This window comes from Runella sp. R0.1_18, assembly GCF_057652155.1.
The window spans coordinates 115408-135418 of sequence record NZ_JBYFCK010000002.1; the positions used below are offsets into that span (position 1 = coordinate 115408).

Annotated in this window: 18 protein-coding genes; 6 read left to right on the top strand and 12 right to left on the bottom strand. The window is 45.1% G+C overall.

All coding sequences use genetic code 11. From position 1 onward, the window contains the following. Positions 1-34: 34 nt before the first annotated feature. The 6 genes from AC23P2_RS03355 to AC23P2_RS03380 form a co-directional block, all read right to left on the bottom strand. Positions 35-2404: a hypothetical protein gene (locus AC23P2_RS03355; RefSeq protein ID WP_487771879.1), complete on the bottom strand. Its 2370-nt coding sequence runs from the start codon at positions 2402-2404 to the stop codon at positions 35-37. 16 nt (positions 2405-2420) lie between these two features. Next, positions 2421-3536, bottom strand: a complete 1116-nt coding sequence (locus tag AC23P2_RS03360) for a DUF4249 domain-containing protein (RefSeq protein ID WP_487771880.1) — start codon at positions 3534-3536, stop codon at positions 2421-2423. 24 nt (positions 3537-3560) lie between these two features. Next, a complete protein-coding gene (locus AC23P2_RS03365; RefSeq protein ID WP_487771881.1) occupies positions 3561-6323 on the bottom strand; it encodes a TonB-dependent receptor in 2763 nt (920 codons plus the stop codon). After that, entirely contained in the window at positions 6320-7048 is a 729-nt protein-coding gene (locus AC23P2_RS03370; RefSeq protein ID WP_487771882.1) for a hypothetical protein, read from the bottom strand. Before AC23P2_RS03370 ends, AC23P2_RS03365 begins: the two co-directional genes overlap by 4 nt. A gap of 135 nt (positions 7049-7183) precedes the next feature. Further along, positions 7184-8107, bottom strand: a complete 924-nt coding sequence (locus AC23P2_RS03375; RefSeq protein ID WP_487771883.1) for a DUF4249 domain-containing protein — start codon at positions 8105-8107, stop codon at positions 7184-7186. 118 nt (positions 8108-8225) lie between these two features. Continuing rightward, the gene (locus tag AC23P2_RS03380; protein WP_487771884.1) at positions 8226-10667 is read right to left on the bottom strand and encodes a TonB-dependent receptor; all 2442 of its coding nucleotides are present in this window, start codon (positions 10665-10667) and stop codon (positions 8226-8228) included. Between the two features lie 74 nt (positions 10668-10741). Here AC23P2_RS03380 and AC23P2_RS03385 point away from each other — a divergent pair, with 74 nt between their 5' ends. After that, a complete protein-coding gene (locus AC23P2_RS03385) occupies positions 10742-12109 on the top strand; it encodes a dihydroorotase (RefSeq protein WP_487771885.1) in 1368 nt (455 codons plus the stop codon). Between the two features lies 1 nt (position 12110). Here the strand turns inward: AC23P2_RS03385 and AC23P2_RS03390 are convergent, their stop codons facing one another. Further along, positions 12111-12482 carry a helix-turn-helix domain-containing protein gene (locus AC23P2_RS03390; protein WP_487771886.1) on the bottom strand — a complete coding sequence of 124 codons (372 nt, stop codon included), beginning with the start codon at positions 12480-12482 and terminating at the stop codon, positions 12111-12113. 514 nt (positions 12483-12996) lie between these two features. On the opposite strand from AC23P2_RS03390, the gene AC23P2_RS03395 reads away from it, so the two are divergent. The 4 genes from AC23P2_RS03395 (at position 12997) to AC23P2_RS03410 (ending at position 15328) form a co-directional block, all read left to right on the top strand. Further along, complete coding sequence (locus AC23P2_RS03395) at positions 12997-13500, top strand: hypothetical protein (protein WP_487771887.1); 504 nt, start codon at positions 12997-12999, stop codon at positions 13498-13500. 13 nt (positions 13501-13513) lie between these two features. Beyond that, a complete protein-coding gene (locus tag AC23P2_RS03400; RefSeq protein WP_487771888.1) occupies positions 13514-13771 on the top strand; it encodes a hypothetical protein in 258 nt (85 codons plus the stop codon). Between the two features lie 322 nt (positions 13772-14093). Beyond that, positions 14094-14714 (top strand): hypothetical protein, encoded by a 621-nt coding sequence (locus tag AC23P2_RS03405; protein ID WP_487771889.1) that lies wholly within the window; start codon positions 14094-14096, stop codon positions 14712-14714. Between the two features lie 362 nt (positions 14715-15076). After that, complete coding sequence (locus AC23P2_RS03410; protein ID WP_487771890.1) at positions 15077-15328, top strand: hypothetical protein; 252 nt, start codon at positions 15077-15079, stop codon at positions 15326-15328. A 72-nt stretch (positions 15329-15400) separates the two neighbouring features. Here AC23P2_RS03410 and AC23P2_RS03415 read toward each other — a convergent pair whose 3' ends face one another. The 5 genes from AC23P2_RS03415 to ribH all read right to left on the bottom strand — a co-directional run bounded on the left by AC23P2_RS03415 (position 15401) and on the right by ribH (position 18429). Continuing rightward, positions 15401-15979 (bottom strand): methyltransferase domain-containing protein, encoded by a 579-nt coding sequence (locus AC23P2_RS03415; RefSeq protein ID WP_487771891.1) that lies wholly within the window; start codon positions 15977-15979, stop codon positions 15401-15403. Between the two features lie 71 nt (positions 15980-16050). Beyond that, on the bottom strand, positions 16051-16521 hold the full coding sequence (locus AC23P2_RS03420) for a rhodanese-like domain-containing protein (protein ID WP_487771892.1): 471 nt from the start codon (positions 16519-16521) through the stop codon (positions 16051-16053). A gap of 26 nt (positions 16522-16547) precedes the next feature. Beyond that, entirely contained in the window at positions 16548-17285 is a 738-nt protein-coding gene (locus tag AC23P2_RS03425) for a DUF2490 domain-containing protein (RefSeq protein WP_487771893.1), read from the bottom strand. Between the two features lie 70 nt (positions 17286-17355). Then, a complete protein-coding gene (gene hisH / locus AC23P2_RS03430; RefSeq protein ID WP_487771894.1) occupies positions 17356-17943 on the bottom strand; it encodes an imidazole glycerol phosphate synthase subunit HisH in 588 nt (195 codons plus the stop codon). A gap of 6 nt (positions 17944-17949) precedes the next feature. Further along, positions 17950-18429, bottom strand: coding sequence for a 6,7-dimethyl-8-ribityllumazine synthase (gene ribH / locus AC23P2_RS03435; RefSeq protein WP_487771895.1), 480 nt, complete (start codon positions 18427-18429; stop codon positions 17950-17952). Between the two features lie 163 nt (positions 18430-18592). Between ribH and AC23P2_RS03440 the strand changes: the two genes are divergently transcribed. Further along, a complete protein-coding gene (locus tag AC23P2_RS03440; RefSeq protein WP_487771896.1) occupies positions 18593-20011 on the top strand; it encodes a S8 family peptidase in 1419 nt (472 codons plus the stop codon).

Consider the following 20011-nt stretch of genomic DNA (forward strand, 5'->3'; position numbering starts at 1 on the left):
AATGAATGAAGATTTTTTTCCCCTGCTACGTATTTTACAAAGACGATTTTTTGACCTCAAAAGTAAACGTTTTGCTACCTGCAACACCTTTGTCGGTCAGGCCCTGTACAACAACTCGGTACGTACCTACTTGGTCTGAAGTGTAAAAATTGAGGGTTTGTTTGTTGCTTGTCGTCATTACCTGCGGATTCCAGTAGAGATGGTTACGAAAGTCGGGGACACGACTTTTAAGCTGCTCGGCCGCATCGTAACGCGGTGCATAAAACTCCCGCTTTCCCTGTACGCCTTCGTACGAAAGCACCAACGCGCGTGGGTCGATGGGGAAACCTGCCAAATCACCTTTGTAAGTAGAATAACTCACAATGCCTGGAAACGATACTGGACCAAGGTAGTAAAGGCCATCAATCACCTGTAAAGTTTTGATTTTTAGCGGATCAAAGGTCAATACTTTGTCGGTATCAAACATCGGCACGCCGTCCACCATCACAAGCGGCTCTTCCTCAAACGGGACATTTGACTGTAGTTTGTCATACACCCTATAAATAAACTTCCCTTGTCGGCGGCGAACAGCCACCCCTGGCACATACTCCCGCATTACCTCTTCCAACGTAGGGAAACGCGTGTAGGCATCTAGTTGATACTTTTCATCGGGTTTTCCAAAAAAGGCCAAAGTATCAGCCTCGGTGGTAATCATCTGTTGAGCCGATTTGGGCAAAAATGAATTACGGGTTTGCATATTAATGCTACGGGTCAGCAAATCGTTTTTCCACGACGCATCAAACGAAAACTTAGGCAATACATACGAAGACATTTTGTCGGAGTAAGGGCTGTTGATTTCGATGCGATAGGTGCTGTCTTTGCGGGTATTGGTCTGAACAATGACCTCTTTTGCCCCCAAAAAGTGCTTTAATTCAAACAAAATACGCCCCAAAGAATCGCTCGTTGAAACAAACAACTGAGGGCGTTTGCTTGGAGCGGCCAAATAAGTATCAATGTCAGGAACAGCCGCGCCCGTTTTGGCGTCCACCACTTTTCCCGTAATAAAATGCCCCGTCATTTCGGGAGGGAAGGCAAATTTTGGTTTGGTCTGCGTGACATCATCCCAAGTAAAACGTCGCCAACCATGGGTCAGCATCAGGTTATCGAGTGCGACATCATCATCGTTTTGAAAATAATAATGGGGTGACTCAACGTTGCCTTTGAGGTCGGAACTTAACCCTAAATAACTGTCGATAAACACAGGTGAAGGCGCAGGCAGTGAATCCACCAAAAAGACCGACACCGACAAATCGGCGGCAGTCGTAGTGGTGCCTATCTGCGCTCCAAGGTCTAGTTCTACTTTTTCGCGAACGTTGAACTGGCTTTTGCTCGCTTGGGCCGAAACCGTCAACGACTCTTTTGGACGCTTAAAGTACAAGCGTTCAGCAACGGGCATTTGGTTGTTATCAAAAATTGTCAAAGTCGAAGTGCCATCACCAAGCAAGTTTTTGTTGAGACTAAAGCGCGCCTGACCGTTTTGGAAAGTAGCCTGAGCGGCATGTTTAGCAATTCCTTTGGTATGTGCCAATAAAGATACAGCACCTTCTTTCCCTTGGGCTCGAACAATGACATCTAGCGTATTAGCCGTTGACTCGCTCACTTGCATGGCATACCCTTGCGCCAACGCATCAGGAAATCTATAAACAAACCATTGTCTCTGAGCATCTTGCAACAAAACACGGTACGACTGACCTGTTTGCGGGGCAAATCCAAAAGTGCCCATACCAAATTTATGCGGCTCAAAACGGGCTACAGTATCGTTTTGTTGATTGACAACCCGTCCCCGAAATGTTATTCCTTTTCCATCTTCGCCCACAGCCCTAAACGCCACTTTGCTTTCGAGTCCTTGCACCAAATGCCCTCCTTCGGGAAACAACTGCAAATCGTAAGGCGTTGTTGCTTTTGCCGTAGTGGGGGCGGCAGCTGGTTTGCTAAACGGATTTGCGATGGTGATGGGGCTTTGGAAATAAAATTCTGAACTGAAGTTTTTCATCCATTGCGTATAGCCACGCACCAAGTAGTTACCGCTGGCCAAAAACGGCGGAATGAACACCGAACCCACTCCTTTGCCACCGTCGAGCGTGATTTTGGTTTGTAACACAGGATTTTGGTCTTTGTCCAACACCTCCAAATAAGCCACTTTGCTCATGTCCAATGGCGTATGCAAGGCCGCATCCACGCAGTGCGCCTTAAACCAAATCATTTCACCCACCAGATACAGCGGTCGGTCGAGGTGAAAGAATAGTTTTTCTTGTGGTACTTGCTGACGGTAGTTGGTCAGCTGCTGCGTCGGGTTTTGGGCCACTCCTGCGGCTCCCCCAAGCAAAAAAATAGAATATAAAGTCAGTAGAAAACGGGATTTCATAGCATAAGGAGGTTTTTTACCAAAAACTAGGACGAACAAGCGTACCACCTTGTCTTCGGCAATCAGCACATTCGGAGGTACCAACGATATAATCAGGGAAGCGCGCGCCTTCTGGGTAATACTGACTCACAATAATATCCGTCCATTTGAGGGCATCGGCCAAACTAAGGGTATCTGAAGGCGGGCAGAAAACGGGAAATCCGAGCGTCACAGGGACGAAGAATCGTTTTTCTTGGGGCGAAACGGCGCTAAAATGTCCAAATACCAACTCCTGCACATTGGCCGTATTTTTGATGTTCCCTGTCACTTGCGACGGTTGTGGATCAAAAAGGCTTCCTGTTTTTTCGGTCGTCTTTGAAAGTGAATTCCAATACGCAAATCCATCTTCCGTCAGCCCGATTTGTTTTACTAAAATGCTATACCTTACTCGGAGTTTGTTGGAAGCAGCCGTAATCGTTGTCACAGGAAAATCGTTGATAACATCCTGCGATAATTTTGCGGTGGATGCCAACAAAATCGTAGAAGGACGGGCCGTTTGCCAACAAACGTTAATAAGAGAAGTACGATCTACGATGGCTTTGTTCTTGATTTCATAGACCGATATCAAGGGCGAATGATACTCCCAAGTTTCTTCAAAACGCCAGCGGTAGTAGCGGGTTTTGTTAAGGGGGTCGTGGGTATTGACTAAAACCTGCACTGAGCTTTTATCAGCCGCAATTTTATACGTTATGCTATCAATCGGGGGTGTTTGTTTCACCTCGACATAGTCCGACAGGTATTCCTTGTTGGCAGCAGTTTTGATACGAATCCGAAACTGCTCAGAGAAGTTGACTCTTTGAGCAGGAAGCCGATACAGTCCCTTCCCGATTTCGGTAAAAGTATAAATACTGCCTTTGTTGCCCTCCACAGTCACCCGCGCTCTGAGCTCTGTTGTAAAAGTATTTTTATTAGAAACTACTTGGGTATAGGTTAGCATCACGCTGCTACTATCGACTCCGTTGGTATTTAGAAAACCGTCCACAACCAAAAATCGGCCAGGCGTCGAGACCTCTGGAGGAGAGAAAGGCACCACGCACCCTTCAAGCGCCAAAATCCCTACTATTATAACGACAAACGAAAGTATTTTTTTCATGTAATTAGTGTGAAAATGAAGAGGTTAAAACCTAAAGTTATACGTAATGGTAGGAATCGGTCGGCCAAAAATCGACAGCATATACCCCTGAATGATGCCATTTTGCGAACGGAAATACACCGACGAAGGATTCTTTCGCCCCAGCAAGTTGTACACCGCAAATGTCCACGAGCTATGCGCCAACTTTTTGACTTTGTGGTTACCCTCTACGTTCATCGAAAAGTCCACCCGATAATAATCTGGGATTCGGTATTGGTTGCGTTCGGCATAATAAATACGCTGCACTCCTTCTAGCACGTACTTTCCGATAGGCGGGGTATAAGGCCGCCCGCTGCTGTAAGTAAAATTGAAGGACAAACTAAAACGGTGCGAAAACTTATAGTTGCTAACAAGCGTAAAATCGTGGGGCTTATCATAGTTACTTGGATAATAGTCTCCGTTGTTTGGTGCTTCTGGCGACGTGCGGTCGTCGGCCCTAAGTAAGGTACGCGCATAGGTGTAGCTTACCCAGCCGTTCAATTTTCCCGTCAATTTTTTGGCCATCAACTCCACTCCATAAGCTTTCCCTGTTGTCGAAATGACCGCCGCTTCGATGTGGTGGTTCATGATCAACGAGTCTCCACCTTTGTAATCCAAGAAATGTTGGATGGTTTTATAGTATGCTTCAACCGACAACTCTAGCTTATTGCCGCGAAGATTTCGATAAAACCCTACCGCCCACTGACTACCCAACTGCGGCTTAATGTAGGGGTCACTGAGTTTCCAAATGTCGGTTGGCGACATGACCATTGTATTGCTCAACAAGTGAATATACTGGCGAGTCGTGTTATAGCTTGCTTTAACTGACGTATTATCTGTTAGTCGATAACGGCCCGAAATGCGGTATTCGGGGCCTTGATAACTACGAATATTTTTGCCTTTTCCGTATTCGGTCGTACCATCTAGGTAGATTTTTTCAATGGGAAACCCTGCCGTATAATTATTGATTGTTTTAGGCCCCAAAAATGAATAGGTAGAAAAGCGCAGGCCCGCACTCAACGAAAGTCGCGAGTTAACGTCATAGCGATCTTCAATGTAAATTGCGCTTTCGACGCCTTGTTCTTGTTCTAAAACATCAGGAAGAATGAGTGATTTTTCTCCCGCAGGCGTGATAGTGCCAGGCGAAAGTTTGTATAAAATACTGCTTACCCCAAAATCAAGCGTGTGTTTTGGGTGGAGAAAATACGTAAAATCAAGCTTGGCATTGCTCTGCTGAATGTCGAAGGTAAGGTCAAAGGCATTGATGGGAACGCGCGAAGTGCCCACCGAATAATTATACTTACTAAATGCCCCCGTAAACGTACCGTACAGCTTGGAGTTGAAGGTATGTTTCCATTTAAACGACCCTACCTGATTTCGGTAAGCGTAGGCAGTATCGCCAAAGAGTTTAAATTTGTCATTGCTAAAATAACCCGAAAGCGTCAAGCTATTTTTTTGGTTGACCTCGTGGCTCACTTGGAGGTTGACGTCGTAAAAATTGGCGGTACTTTTGTTGAAAGCATTGTTGTCCAAACGTCTGAAAAGCCAATTAGAATAAGTTGAACGCCCCCCCACCAAGAACGATGTTTTGTCTTTGATAATAGGCCCTTCGACGGACAAACGCCCTGTCAAAAGCCCAATTCCACCCGAACCGACAAACTTTTTCTTGTTGCCGTCACGGCCATTGATTTCAAGTACCGACGACAACCGCCCACCATAACGTGCAGGAATTGTACTTTTGTAAAGCTCAATTTCTTTGATGGCATCGGGGTTAAAAGCAGAGAAAAATCCAAATAAGTGCGACGGATTATAAATCACTGCATCGTTGAGCAAAATCAAGTTTTGGTCGGTAGAACCTCCCCGTACGTTGAGCCCAACGCTGCTTTCACTGGCCGACTTCACCCCTGGAAGCGTCAATACCGCCCGAAGCAAATCCGTTTCGCCAAACGCCGTTGGCACTTGTTTCATGGTTTTGATGCTCAATTTTAATTGCCCCATTTGCGTACCTGCAATGTTGACATCTTTTCCTGCCACAACCGACACTTCCTTTAAGGCAGTCACGCTCTCTTGGGTTTGAATGTCCAGTTTCCCATCGCCATAAAGCACAATACGGCGGTAGGTGTCACGCATCCCAACGCTCTTTATTTTGAGGGTATGTTTGCCATTCGGAATCTTGAGCGCAAAAAAGCCAAGGGCATCGGTCGTAACTCCAATCGACGGAGACTCGATATAGACGGCCGCACCGATGACGGGCTCTCCCGTAACGGCGTTTCGCACATAACCCGAAATAGCCGACTTGCCTTCCATAATACGCTGGCGCTGAGGACCAATGTTATAGGTCTTACTTTCCGCCGTCGATAGCAGTTTGTCCGACTCGTCGGTGGTGGGAGCTACGTATTGATTCTGATCAGCAGGAGTGTCATCTCCTTCAAAGAGATTAGAAGGAAGCGCCGTGATGATGGCCTGATCTGAGGTAACAAAAACGCGTTGCTGCTCATCCATAGAAAACTTAAAATCGGTACCTTTGAACACCTGTAACAACGCACTCGTCAGCGACTGATTTTGAGCTTGAATGGTAATTTTTAGGCTATCTATTAATCCTTTTTCATAGTAAAAAAAGCAACCTGTTTGGCTTTCTGCCTCTTTCACAAACTGTTCAAAAGTACCTTCGGTGAGCGTAATACTAATTCGTTTTTCGGTTTTGTTTTGCGCCCATGTCACACTACCAAAGACACTGAGCAAGAAGAAAATAAGTAGCTGTTTTTTCATGGGTGGACAAGTTGATCATAGTGTTTAGCAATTGTAACGAGGGCTTCTTCGCGGTTTTTTCGGAACTTAATACGCTTTTCGCGGAGGTGTTTTTTTAGTTCTTTTTTATGTTCTCCAAACAAGGCCAATGCCGATTTTTTGGACGTAATAAGATGAAACTCCCCTTCTTTTTGAATATAAAAAAAGTTTTTGGGCAAAAAATAGACATTCACTCTGTTGCTCTCAATTTGTTCCTGCCGTTGCTTGGTCCAGCGGGTCACTACCTTGGTTTTGCCATCGTACAGAAAGTCATAAAAACCCGTTGGCACGGTCGTCCCGAGCGCTTTATTTTGCTCAATTCGCACAAAATGGTGATCGATATACGAAAAACGACTGACCCGTTCGCTCTGTAGCTGAATCAATCCCGAACGCCCTTGGTAATAAATCACTAGGAGGTCTTTGACGATGTCATACATGATTGGGATATTTTCAAAATGCTGCCCATCGTAGTCAAAACTTCCTGGCCGCCAATCTTCTACCTGAAAAAACTGATGGTCTTTTGAGCGACTGTCATAGATATGGTACCGCTGACCATTATACAGGTGCTGCGAAAGCTCCGTTGCATTTTGATAAAGAGTCTCTGTAATAGGCTTTTGTGGAGCAGTAGCGGCTACTTTGGCCGTTTGCCCCAGTACTGTAAGTGCCAATTGAGAAACAAAGAGAAACGAAAGGAAAAGTTTGCTCATGTAGTGTGAATAAAGGAAGTGCAAAATAATACCGAACTTAAAAGCTGATTTTATAGGATAATTACTGTAAAGCAAACACCCACAATATCAGCTACTTTTACGCATCTACTAATGTGGGTGTTGCAATTGATCCACTTATTTCTTTATAACAACGGAACTTCGATTAAAGGCAGCAAAACAACCCAACCCGTTTTTGATGTTGGACGGAATCAGCAAGGGCTCGGCAAACGGATTGTCTTCGTTAAAGTTTTCTATGGCCTCATGGTAATCGTAATATGTTTTGTCGCAGTTAATGAGCGACAGTTCTACAAAATGAAAAGTGAAAGGTGATGGAGTCGTGTTGGAGTAAAAATAATTAAAAAATCGCCCAGGACCAGAACTGAGTTGCCCACCATCTACATCCTTGTCAGTCATGAACTCGCGTGAGCGGTTATTTTCCCGAAAGCTCAAATTGCTGAAGCTAGGCTGATCGTTAAACTTCCCTGGACTTGTCTGGATTCGTTGGGTTTGGTAAACGTATCCACCTACGCGATAGTAGTTGGCCTGTCCTGCGGGGTCTTTCCATTTCAACGTATATAAGTAATCTTTGGGAGCAGCAGGGTTAGATGAGTTGCTGCGTGCTACCGAATCTTGAAGTACCTGCTGAATTGGCACAGCCTGAGGTACGGTACATGAAGCCTCTGCCACTCGGTTGTCTCGCTCCACTTTTAGCGTGTAAGTTTGCCCTTCTACGATGGGAAATTCGCTAGAGCGGATGCTATAATTGCTGGTTTTGGTACTAAAAGGGAGTACAATGCTCTTCCCTTGCGAAGACAGTGTTACGGTGGCATCGTTCATTGAAGTGGCTGGAAGACCGTAAAAAGAAGCATTCCCAAAAAAAGTATTACTATAATATACATGGATGGTGATCAGGGTATCTTGGGGTGACAAGTACCCATGCACCACGAGCTTCAAATCGGTTTGGGGCAAACGGTCGGGGTCAACGTCGTTGACGAGGGTTTCGCACGAATAGAAACCAAGAGCAAGAAGAATGATTCCGAAAATGCGTATATGTTTCATGTTTTTGTTGTTACGAGGTTAGAGGTCAGACGGTAGTCAGACCGTACGATACTTACTAGAGGTCAGACGGTAGTCAGGCCGTACGATACTAGAGGTCTGACTACCGTCTGACCTAAGTTTAAAATTTAAAATTATAGCTCACCGTTGGCACAATTGGGAAAATCGAAATGCGCTGTAGGACATTTTGGCTACCCGTAGGACGCCCATTGGCATCATAGACAGGCCGTGAGGTAAGATTATAGAAAAACGGATTGCGTCGGTTATACAGATTATAAATGCTCAACTCCCAAGTACGTTCGTGGTATTTCTTTTTCTTGTGAAACTGCAAGCTCAAATCAAAACGGTGATAAGGCTCAGCCCGAAAACTATTTTTAGGCCCATAGTCGTTGACCGTACGGCCGTAGCTAAAAGGCGAATTAGAGATGAAGGGGGCATAGGTACCATTGCCCGTGTCGGTGTATTGAACCTGCGGTGTTAGGGTATGTTGATACGCCTTGTAATTGCTCTGCGGTAGCGTCAGGGCATTGCCTGTGCCATATACCCACGTTCCTGAAAGTGTAATGCGCGGACTGATTTCGTAAATACCAACCACCGATAAATCGTGGCGACGGTCGTAACGCGGGAAGAATTTTTGTCCAAAATTAAGTTCAGCAAACTGCCATTGTGTCCACGATAGGGTATAACCAATCCAGCCCGAAAACTTTCCTGTTTTTTTCTGTAACAACACTTCCGCGCCGTACGACCAGCCGCGCCCGCTGGTGATGTTATCGTCCCAACGTACTTTATCGACACTCGACGGGTCGTCAATCAGTAAAAAGCTAGAGCCTTCCTTGTAGTTGACAATGTTGTTCATGTTTTTATAGTACCCTTCTATGGTGAGCGCAAGCCCTTGTTTTTCAAAATCTTTGGCAAAACCTGCGGCTACTTGACTCGACTGCTGCGGAGCGATTTTGTCGGTCGATGGCACCCACAAATCAGTAGGAAGGCCAATGCCTGTGTTAGACAACAAATGGATGTATTGGTTCATGCGCGCGTACGATGCCTTAAACGACAAGTCGGGGCGGAGCATAAAGGCGGTCGAAATGCGTGGTTCGGGGCGGAGGTAATGCTGGTTTTCAGCTTTGAAATAACTCAAACGTAACCCTGCATTCATCTTGAACCAAGACGTAGGTTTCCACGTATCTTCCACATAAACGCCCGATTCTAGGTTATCGATGGCTTCAATTTCTTTTGAAAAACGGTCGATGTCTGAGTCTTTTACCACCACTGCACTGGGCGTAAATCGGTGTAGGGTTGACGACACCCCAAATCGCAAGGCGTGCTGTGGGTTAGGGAAATAATCAACGTCGTATTTTAATCCCCAATCCCTCACCCCCGACGTATAACGAAGTTCGTATTGGTTAGTCGTGGTAGCGTTTGTTTCGCTGTCTTTGGCATAAATCTGAAACTGATAATTACTAAAAATTAACGAGGCATTGGAGAATAATTTTTCGTTAAAAAGGTGATTCCAGCGCAGCGTTCCCGTGGCATTTCCCCAATTGAGACCGCCTTCGCTGGTGGAAGAAGTACTTTTATCGCGGAAGAAAAAACGGTCTTTACCAAAGTACCCGCTGGCGTAGAGTTTATTTTTTTGCCCAAAATCATAATTCAACTTGGCGTTGAGGTCATAAAAATAATAGCCTCCCGAACTCGCTCCGTTACTTTCGGCTGCAATGAGTGGCCGAGCTAGTAAGTCGAGGTAGGTACGCCGTCCTGAAATCAAGAAAGAAGACTTGGCTGGGGCTGATTTGCGAAACTTGAGCGGGCCTTCGAGCGTCAAACGGCTGGCAATGAGTCCGCCGCCACCTTCGCCGTGTAGTTTTTCCTTGTTCCCTTCTTTCATATTCAGTTCCAACACCGACGAAAGCCGTCCGCCAAAACGCGCAGGAAATCCACCTTTGGTGAGTTCGACGCTTTTGAGGGCATCGCCGTTAAAAACCGAAAAGAACCCAAATAAATGGCTGACGTTATAAACGGGCGCGTCGTCCAGAATAATCAAGTTTTGGTCAGGGCCACCGCCGCGCACATAAATGCCCGTTTGTCCCTCTGACCCTTTTTGAACCCCTGGCATGAGCTGAATAACCCGCAACACGTCTTTTTCGCCCAGAAAAGCAGGGATTTTTTTGATTTGCTGCACAGGAATGTCGATACGACTCATTTGGGGCGATTGGCTCACTTTGTCGGCTTCGCGTTTGCCAGAGACCACCACTTCGTTGAGCTGTCTTCCGAGGGCTTCGAGCGAAATGTTGAGTTCGAGGTTTTTTTGAAGTTTAACCGTGCGGATTTCGGTGTTGTAGCCAACAAAGGAAAAAGCCAGTGTGACCGAATCGGCTGCGGGGAGGGTAAGCGAGTAAAAGCCGTAGGTGTTGGAGGTGGTGCCTGTGGTCGTTCCAAGCAAGTAAACATTGACACCGATAAGCTGTTCTTGGCTACCAGTTTCGCGGACGTAGCCGCTGATGGTATAACGTTGTTGTGCATACGTAGATAGAGAGAGCAGGCAAGCCCATAAAAATAAACGCATAAGGTGATGGCTGTTTAGTGAATGAGTGCTAAGTTTGACTTCAATTTCTTTAACGAGCTTTTTTGTTATATAGTATGGCTACGCTTCTAATTACCAATGCACGTCTTGTCAACGAGGGCAAAATCACCACGCAAGATGTCTTTATCAAAGACGGTTTTATCGAACAAATCGGGGCAAATCTGAGCCATTTATCAGCCTCGCAACTGATTGATGCCCAAGGAAAATACTTACTTCCAGGAGTCATCGACGACCAAGTGCATTTCAGAGAGCCAGGTCTTACCCACAAAGCGTCGATTTATACCGAGGCCAAAGCGGCAGTAGCGGGTGGAACAACTTCATTTATGGAAATGCCAAACACTGTCCCTAATGCACTGACACAGGGGCTGTTAGAAGACAAATACCAAATTGCATCCAACACGTCGTTGGCCAACTATTCGTTTTTTATGGGCGCTTCCAACGATAACTACGACGAGGTAATGAAAACCATTTGTCCCGACGTTTGTGGGATAAAAATTTTTATGGGCTCCTCCACAGGAAACATGCTCGTCGATGCTCCAGAGGTACTCGAAAAACTGTTTGCCAACGCTCCTTGCTTGATTGCAACGCACTGCGAAGACGAAGATACTGTCCGTAAAAATGTTGAATATTACAAAAACAATGCCCCCGTTGGGGGATGGGGACCTGACATTCACGCGCTGGTACGCAACGAAGAAGCCTGCTACAAATCATCGTCGATGGCGGTAGAATTGGCCAAAAAACACGGAACGCGCCTACATATACTTCATATTTCGACGGGTGAAGAAACCAGCCTGTTTGAGGTGGGGGCTTACGGAGACTCAACCGTGGCGATGTCCGAAAAACGTAAAAAACGGATTACGTCGGAGGCGTGTGTGCATCACCTTTGGTTTGATTCGGAAGATTACCGCCGCTTGGGAACACAAATAAAATGCAACCCCGCGATTAAGGCCGCGCATCACAAAGCTCAGATTTTACAGGCGGTGCTCGATAACCGCATCGACGTTATTGCGACTGACCACGCGCCACATACGTGGGATGAAAAATCGAAAGGTTACTGGGAGGCCCCGTCGGGCTTGCCGTTGGTACAACATTCACTCAATATGATGTTGGAGTTTGTACAACAGGGTAAGATTTCAATCGAACGCGTAGTAGAAAAAATGAGCCATGCCGTTGCTGACGTATTTGCCATCGACCGCCGTGGTTACATCCGCGAAGGGTACTGGGCCGATTTGGTATTGGTGGACTTGAACGACACTATGACAGTGACGAAAGAGAACATTCTTTTCAAGTGCGGTTGGTCGCCTTTAGAAGGAACAACGCTTCATTCCCGCGTAACGCATACCGTTGTATCGGGGCATTTGGTGTATGCCAATGGCGTTTTTGACGAATCAGCAAAGGGGAAGCGTTTGCGGTTTGAGCGGTAGGCTAGCCTGTGCGCCTACGTAAGTAAAAATTTTCGTCTCTCAACGACTGCATATCAGTTTGAAGCTCTAGCATAATACCTATCAGTTGTTGAGAGACCTCTTGAAGACGAATTAACGCTTCTTGAATCGTTTCATTCTCATTAGGCTTGTTGTGTAATGACAAGTGAATAGCTGCTGCGCACCGAAACTCCTCAGTAGTTGTATTAAAAAGCCGAGCGATTGCTTTAAGTTCTTCTTGAGTAACTCCTTCTTGGTTGTTTTCGATACGACTTAATTGTGGCTGCGAAATACCCAATGCAGTAGCCACATACTTTTGTTTCCAGTTCAATGACACTCGTTTTTGGCGGAGGGCTGCCCCTATGTAATATCTCATACGTAAAAGGTAGATAATTGTTTGACACAGCTTCAAGGGGAGTTTTTCATTTCTACAAATTTTACCAATAAATCATTCGTTGTCAATATTGCCTTTGAAAGTTCCAAAACAGCCCTTATCTTCTGCTCTCTAACACCTCCAAAACCGTGAAATCTACATTTCAGCCCGTGAAACCTATATTTTTTGCCGTGAACAAAATGTGTTTTTCTGAACCATGGATACTATACGTACAGAAAAGATTCTTGTTTTATTTATACTATATATGCTTTATTATAGGTAGATTTGATAGTGATGTTGTCAATAACCAAAAACCAATGAATATATCCACTTATCTACCTGATAATCAGCGTATTTTTTAGATATATACAGAATATTCATCTTTTCTGAATATATCCATGCACCGACACCTTGTTTTTGTATTAGCGGCCTTCTACTTTCGTCTTGCCTTGTAATGGTGCAAGGGGGAAAATAAACTTTAAAAAATGCCATATCAACAACAAATGCTAAATACTCTGTGTTTAAGAACAGAGGAGGCAGAACGTCAGGAGTCATTGACGGTTTAAGAAGTGATATTAAGGTGCTTGTTGATGGTAAGATTATCTCAGAAAAAGAGAACCAAATCTTACTACAGACTTTACAAATAATTGAAGAAACCGATAAATTAGGGGACTACAGTAATTTTTTACCTCAGTTACAAAAAATTAAAAATAATTGGTTGAGTTCTTCATTTAAAATTGAGGAAGGAGAAGGAAGAGTATCTTCATACATGATTTCAGTCGCAGAAAATTCATATAATTTTTGGACATCAACTCCTAATGGTAGAGTTTCTGGTTCATTAGCAGTACCATTATGGGTAGGTTTAGATGCTGTGGGGGCATTAGCTGGTGCAGGCTCTTCTCTGTGGAGTCAAAGAAATAATCAAGATACTGATTGGTGGGAGGTAGGTGGCCAGGCTGTCATATGGGGAGCTGCTGGTTCAATTCCAGGCACAAGGGCATTTTCAAAAATTTTTAAGTAGCGTTAAATCATCTATGAATTACGGATACTTTTTATTATCAGTAGGTGTTTTATTCATTAGTATATCTAATGCAAAAATATCCGATTCTTCCCAACGAAAAGCGATTGCTTACGGCCTTCATTTGTGCCTGATTGTCCCTGGAGCTTACGCTGTTGCTAGGTCTTTCTTTGATCCTAAAAGCGACTTTTTTGTATTGTTGCTTACAACCCTAGCTTTAGTCATTATCGCTTATGGTTTGATAAATAGTATCGGTAGGTTGGGGAAAACATAATGTCATCCTTCAATCCTTTTTGGTTGTCTTCTTTTAAAAGTGACTTTTCCATGAATCTGTCGAATTGCTAAAAAGAAAAGCGGTTTGAAAGGTAGTTATTTTGCAACCATATAAGACATATAAGGGCATATAAGTTGAGAACATCAAACCATCTTATAATCTCTTATATGACTTATACGGTTTTTATAATTTAAGATATTGATTATTTAGCAGTCATCAACCTTCCTCAATGCGATTATTCCATTTTCTTTTTAGCTATCTCTCGTTATTTACCTCTGCCTACACCCAACAGAATCTAGTAGGCTTATATGAGGGTATATTCATGGAACAGCCATGTGTGTTGTTACTCAAAGCTTCTAAGGAGAAGGTCACAGGTACGCTTCACACCAGTTATTACAGCAATCATGTTTTAGAGGGGACTTTAATGAACGGGGAGTTAAAAACCCTTTTACATCATAAAACGCTCGGTACCTCCCCTCTGGCGGGAACAGTGAGGAGCGATAAATTGGACGCGAATATCGTTTTTTTGAACCACACTCCCCCTTTTCAAGAAACGACCGTCTCGCTAAGGTTAGAACGTAAAAACAACGATACTACCTTCCATTTAGAAGCGTATTTTGCAAAACCCAAGCTTGATACCGATTTGGTAGGAACATGGAAGGTTATCTCTGAGACAGATTATAAAAATGAACTGCCTCGTAGCCACACTAAAAAACACTTCTTTAAAGAGGGAGAGATGCGAATAGAAGGCACGGGTCTAGGTTCAGAAAAAGATTCTCTTCCCCTCGAACTTAGGTGGTACATCGTAAATGAGTATCTCTATTCTGCCATTTTTATATCGGGAGCATTTGTGCTTGAATCAAAAGAAGGACGGTACAACATCAACAACGATGTATTGACGGTGCTGGGGGAAAGAAAAATCATGTACGTAAGAGAACCCTAACCTATTCACCTCAACAATCCCTTTTTCGTTTCACCCAGCATTTTACCCGATTCATCGGGCAGAAGAGCCAGTTTGTCAAATTTTTTTGGTGTGATGCAACCTTTCGTATCACCTTTGCATCATATAATCGACGCCGCTAAGGGCAACGGTTATTGGATGAAAGGAATTATTTCAGTACAAAAAAAATAGCTTACCATTCGTCCTTAAAATTTGCCGCTTAACACGATTCAAACAAAAAACAAGGTACTTTGTATTGCATAATACCAGACAAAACATATATCTTTGTTTCAACGATTCGGCGTTCCGACATTCAGCCATAGAACAAATCAACCATTAAAATCACAATCAAAACTCATACAGTCATGAAAGCCATTACCTTCGCCGCCGTTCTGTGTTTGTTAAGTTCTTCCGCCTTTGCGATTGGCCGCCCACACAATGTTTTTGCTACCCGCAAAGCCATGCAAGAGGCAAGCCAAGTCAAAAAGGAAGTAGTGCAACAGCGTTCGCTTTTGAAAGAAGTGACGCAGCAAGCGCAGAACGGTGCCGCAGGCACTCGTCAAGCGGTTTCGACGGTTTCTAAAATCGTTCGGTTTCTAACCACCCTTGCCGACTAATCATTTGTATCCTATTTTTTTAATGTAGTTAGGTTTAGGATTGCCAATAGACGCTGCCTTTGTGGGTGGCGTCTATTTTTTTGCCCTAAAAAACACCTCACTTCCCGCGCGTGGTGGAATAGAAGCAGGAGCTAAATCAAAGGCAACCTTAAAACCAGCTTTGTCGAAAAGGGTTTGGTACTCTGCCACACTTCCGCCAAAAGGTGGCCCACCTTCAAATGTACGGTTGAACAAAAGCCCCGCGAGTAGTCCATCTTCCGACAGCAATTCAGCCATTTTCCGAGCATAATCCCCTCGCAATGAGGGCGAAAGGGCGCAGAAGAAGGTTTGCTCCACAATGAGGTCGTATGTGTCTGAATGTTCAAAAAAATCAGCACAAACGACTCGTAACCCTTTTTCCCCATAGCTATCCGTCAAGCGCTGACATACCACTTCCGAAATATCAACGACAGTGACATTCTTAAAACCTTGCTCAAGTAGATAGACAGCCTCGTAGCTATTTCCACCCCCAGGAATAAGAATACGGAGGTGCTTGTCGGTAAGCGTATCAAAATACTGCTTCAACGCAGGAGATACGTGGCCAATGTCCCAGCCCGTTTGCCCCAGTAAATAGCGTTCGTCCCAGTAGTTTTTGTTTAGAAAATTATCCATAGTTTTCAATCAGTCTTATCACTCATCTCTCATAACTCATCGTTTATCACTCATCTCTCACAACTCCAATCTCACTCATACACTTTCTCGCCTTTGTTGAGCCACACGCCCCACACACGGGAGTAGGCATGAACTTTTTGGGTAGGTTTGCCTTGGTTATCCACGATGGTATTACCCTGATTGACCCACTCAAAAATGCTCCCGTACAAGTTGCGAACGTTCTGAAAACCTGCGGCTTTGAGTTTTTCGCCCACCCGTTCACTACGAACACCCACTGTACAATAGACCACAATTGGGGTGTTTTTCGGCAAATCAGCCACGGATTTTGGATTAAATTCATCGTAGCCTACCCAACGCGCATCTGGAAGATGGCTTACATCGTATTCGTTTTTGGCGCGGGTATCGAGTAACACAACGTTTTTAAGTTCTTTCTTTAACTCATTACAACTCAGCGTAGGTACTGTGTGTTTGTACATTCCCTCCAGCATTACTTTATAGGCACGGCTGTTGGTTTGAGCGTTGGGTTTCAACCACGAAAACATAAGTAAGAAGCAAACAAAAGCGCGCATCAAATATCAACGGCTAAGTGAAGATTAAGAATGTTTTGCTCGTCAAACTCCACATTGGTAGCCCGACGACCATGAATGAAGGTATAACCTGTTTCGAGGCTAACTCGTTCGCTTAAGCTCCACAAAAAACTGCCTCCGAGCCAAAACTGATGAAAACGAAACGCCCGTTGATTAGGAAGCAAAGGCGGGTTGTGGAAAAGGATTTCAGTCACTCCATTCAGGCTCATAAAAGGGGTAAGTTCGTACCGAGCAGTAGCGCGGGCGCGTACCCTGCCTACCGGTCGATAATTATTGGCTTTAAAAAAACGAAATTCCTGCATGAACCGCTCCCTGAACGTAAATTTAGAACCCTCTTTTTCTTGGTTAAATTCTATCCCACCTGCATACCTAATTTCTTGCCCGATGGGGGCATTAAAATCTTCCGTTTTACCCAATAACTGATTGGTTTTCATATAACTGACCTGAGCAATGTGTACCCAAAATGTATTCGGTGTATTGCGGTAAGTTAGCTGTGTTTGCCCGCCCACCATCAGCGGGTTCGTCAGGGGATTGTGAGGGTTATCAGTGTAGTTGTTTTGACGTCTCCAGAGGAGCGTGCCAGAAATTTTCCAGTTGGGAGTAGGTTCTTTGGCCAACTGAATCCGCGACCACAAAGTAAAGTGCGGATAATGAGCCTCTTGCGAAAGCCCGTTGAGAGATAGGCAAATGCCAACTAAAAGCAGTAGAAAAGAGCGCAAGGAAATACGTAAGGGTTTGAGTCGTAGGAAAATGTGCCGCTCTGATAAGTGATGAGCGACACATCTCTAATTATAATTTCAGGAAATTTTCAAAAATCCGTTGCCCTACATTTCCGCTGATTTCGGAGTGAAACTGAGCGGCGAAGAAATTGTCTTTTTGCAGCATCGCCGAATACTCCAAAATGTAATTGGTTTTGGCGGCCGTTTGCGCACAAAGGGGGGCATAATACCCGTGGTTGTAATACACGTAGTCGTGCTCGTTGAGTCCTGTACAAAGTGGATTATTCAACTCATAAATATCGTTCCAGCCCGTTTGGGGCACTTTAAAACCCGATACGCGCGGAAAACGCAGTACGTCCACGTCAAAAATCCCCATGCAAGTGGTGTCGTTTTCTTCCGAATAGCGGCACATGAGTTGCATCCCCACGCAAGTGCCCAAAACGGGTTGGCGCAGGGTCGGGATGAGCTGGTCGAGTTGGTGTTCTCTCAAATAGGCCATGGCCGTACTGGCTTCGCCTACGCCTGGGAAAATCACTTTATCAGCCGCCAAAATGGTTTCGGGGTCGTCGGTCCATTCGTACGCCGCCCCGATACGGTCGAGGGCATACATCACCGACTGCACATTGCCCGCGTTATATTTGATGATGACAGTTTTCATGGGTAGTTAGTTAAGACCTAACATTTTGATGGCAGTGATGGCGGCTTCATCGCCTTTGTTGCCGTGGATGCCTCCCGCACGGTCGAGGGCTTGTTGGAGGGTGTTGGGGGTAAGTACGCCAAAAATAACGGGCTTGTTGTATTTCAAGGCCACGTCGGTGAGGCCATGTGCTACGGCGTTGTTGATGTAGTCATTGTGCTTGGTTTCTCCCTGAATCACGCAGCCAATGGCAATCACGGCGTCCACATCGGCTTTTTGGGCATATACTTGTGAGCCAAAACTAAGCTCAAAACTTCCTGGAACATTGGCACGAATGATATTTTGGGTTTGCGCTCCGTGGTCAACAAGCGTTTTGTAGGCTCCTTGAAACAAAGCTTCGGTTACTTCCGAATTCCACTCGGCTACTACAATCACAAATTTTTTGTTGGTGATGTCAGGCAAACCGTCGGTGGTAAAAACGCTCAGATTTTTATCAGCAGATGACATGGGTGAGTTGGTCGTTTACGATGTTTGGGGGAAAGAAAAACCTATCCCTCCGCAAAATTAGGGTATTAGCGTCAACATTCCATTTTTTATCAGACCAGCCTCCAAGATTTGTAAAGTTTAGCATCATCTTTGCTCAGAGCTAAAAGGTGAATAACAACAAACGATGAGCAACCTTTTCAGCAAAGTTTTATTAGTAGTCGGTATATGGATAATGGCTTTTGAAACAGCGCAAAGCCAAAATCGTTACTTGGTTTATTTCAAAGACAAAACAGGGTCGTCGTATTCTACGGCCAATCCACAGCAATACTTATCGGCCCGAGCCATTGCTCGCCGTCAGCGGCAACACATTGCCGTTTCCGAACGCGATTTCCCCCCGAATACTTCTTACATTCAATCAATCAGAAACTTAGGCGCGAAGGTTTTGTACAAAACGCGTTGGCTCAATGGTGTGCTCGTCGAAACCAACAGCACCACACTTTCGCAAATTTTGGCATTGCCTTTTGTCAAAGGCATAGAAGGCAACGGCGACATTCGCAACGCACGGGTATCGGCTGAAAATCTTTCCAACAATAAAACGGACAAGTGGGGAACAACCACGACCGAAGGGTACGGTTTTTCGGAAAATCAAGTAAAAATGCTCTGTGCCGATAGTATGCACTCGGCGGGGTATCGGGGCGAAGGAATGCTCATTGGCGTACTTGATGGCGGATTTCAGAATGCCAACCTACACCCAAGTTTGCAGCCATTGTTTAACGAAAATCGGGTGCTTACAACCTTTGATTTTGTCGATAACGAAACGAATGTGTACGATGACCACAGCCACGGTACCAACGTGCTTTCGTGCATGGCAAGTTATATGCCCGATACGCTCATTGGCACCGCTTATAAAGCTTCGTATGTATTACTTCGCACCGAAGACGATGCCACCGAAACTAAGATAGAAGAAGCCTATTGGGTGTTTGGCGCAGAGTACGCCGACAGTCTTGGGGTGGATGTCATCAATTCTTCTTTGGGCTACAGTGAGTTTGACAACCCTGCCCAAAACTATACCTATACCCAAATGAACGGCGACGTAGCGCTCTCCACCCGTGGCGCTGATTTGGCCGCGCAGGCGGGTATTTTGGTGGTGGTTTCGGCTGGAAACTCGGGAAGTTCCCCTTGGCAATACATTACTGCACCAGCCGACGGTGATTCGGTACTGGCAGTAGGCGCGGTCAATCCTGCGGGTATTCGAACCAGTTTTAGCTCCATTGGTCCGTCCGCCGATGGGCGAGTGAAGCCCGATGTAGCCGCGCAGGGTAGTTTTGTCGTCGTGGCTACGCCCAGTGGTAGTTATGCGTACAGTCAAGGGACGTCTTTTGCGGCACCATTATTGGCAGGGATGGCAGCGGGTTTTTGGCAAGCGCATCCCAACCTGACCAACGTTCAGGTAATGAACTACCTCAAACAATCGGGTACGCAAGCCCAGTCACCTGACTATTTGCTGGGTTACGGCATTCCCAATTTTAAAAAAGCCGATGCGCTTGCGAGCGAATGTGTCACTCAAAAATGTGTACCTGTTACGGCAAAGATTGTTAAGTAG

Excerpts from the sequence above, each read along its gene's own strand:
- AC23P2_RS03420 (WP_487771892.1), bottom strand. The coding sequence starts at position 16,521 with ATGTTTTCGTGGTTGAAACCCAACGCTCAAACCAACAGCCGTGCCTAT.
- AC23P2_RS03375 (WP_487771883.1), bottom strand. The coding sequence starts at position 8,107 with ATGAAACATATACGCATTTTCGGAATCATTCTTCTTGCTCTTGGTTTC.
- AC23P2_RS03440 (WP_487771896.1), top strand. The coding sequence starts at position 18,593 with ATGAGCAACCTTTTCAGCAAAGTTTTATTAGTAGTCGGTATATGGATA.
- AC23P2_RS03390 (WP_487771886.1), bottom strand. The coding sequence starts at position 12,482 with ATGAGATATTACATAGGGGCAGCCCTCCGCCAAAAACGAGTGTCATTG.
- AC23P2_RS03410 (WP_487771890.1), top strand. The coding sequence starts at position 15,077 with ATGAAAGCCATTACCTTCGCCGCCGTTCTGTGTTTGTTAAGTTCTTCC.
- AC23P2_RS03355 (WP_487771879.1), bottom strand. The coding sequence starts at position 2,404 with ATGAAATCCCGTTTTCTACTGACTTTATATTCTATTTTTTTGCTTGGG.
- AC23P2_RS03400 (WP_487771888.1), top strand. The coding sequence starts at position 13,514 with ATGAATTACGGATACTTTTTATTATCAGTAGGTGTTTTATTCATTAGT.
- AC23P2_RS03385 (WP_487771885.1), top strand. The coding sequence starts at position 10,742 with ATGGCTACGCTTCTAATTACCAATGCACGTCTTGTCAACGAGGGCAAA.
- ribH (WP_487771895.1), bottom strand. The coding sequence starts at position 18,429 with ATGTCATCTGCTGATAAAAATCTGAGCGTTTTTACCACCGACGGTTTG.
- AC23P2_RS03365 (WP_487771881.1), bottom strand. The coding sequence starts at position 6,323 with ATGAAAAAACAGCTACTTATTTTCTTCTTGCTCAGTGTCTTTGGTAGT.
- AC23P2_RS03380 (WP_487771884.1), bottom strand. The coding sequence starts at position 10,667 with ATGCGTTTATTTTTATGGGCTTGCCTGCTCTCTCTATCTACGTATGCA.
- hisH (WP_487771894.1), bottom strand. The coding sequence starts at position 17,943 with ATGAAAACTGTCATCATCAAATATAACGCGGGCAATGTGCAGTCGGTG.
- AC23P2_RS03405 (WP_487771889.1), top strand. The coding sequence starts at position 14,094 with ATGGAACAGCCATGTGTGTTGTTACTCAAAGCTTCTAAGGAGAAGGTC.
- AC23P2_RS03360 (WP_487771880.1), bottom strand. The coding sequence starts at position 3,536 with ATGAAAAAAATACTTTCGTTTGTCGTTATAATAGTAGGGATTTTGGCG.
- AC23P2_RS03370 (WP_487771882.1), bottom strand. The coding sequence starts at position 7,048 with ATGAGCAAACTTTTCCTTTCGTTTCTCTTTGTTTCTCAATTGGCACTT.
- AC23P2_RS03415 (WP_487771891.1), bottom strand. The coding sequence starts at position 15,979 with ATGGATAATTTTCTAAACAAAAACTACTGGGACGAACGCTATTTACTG.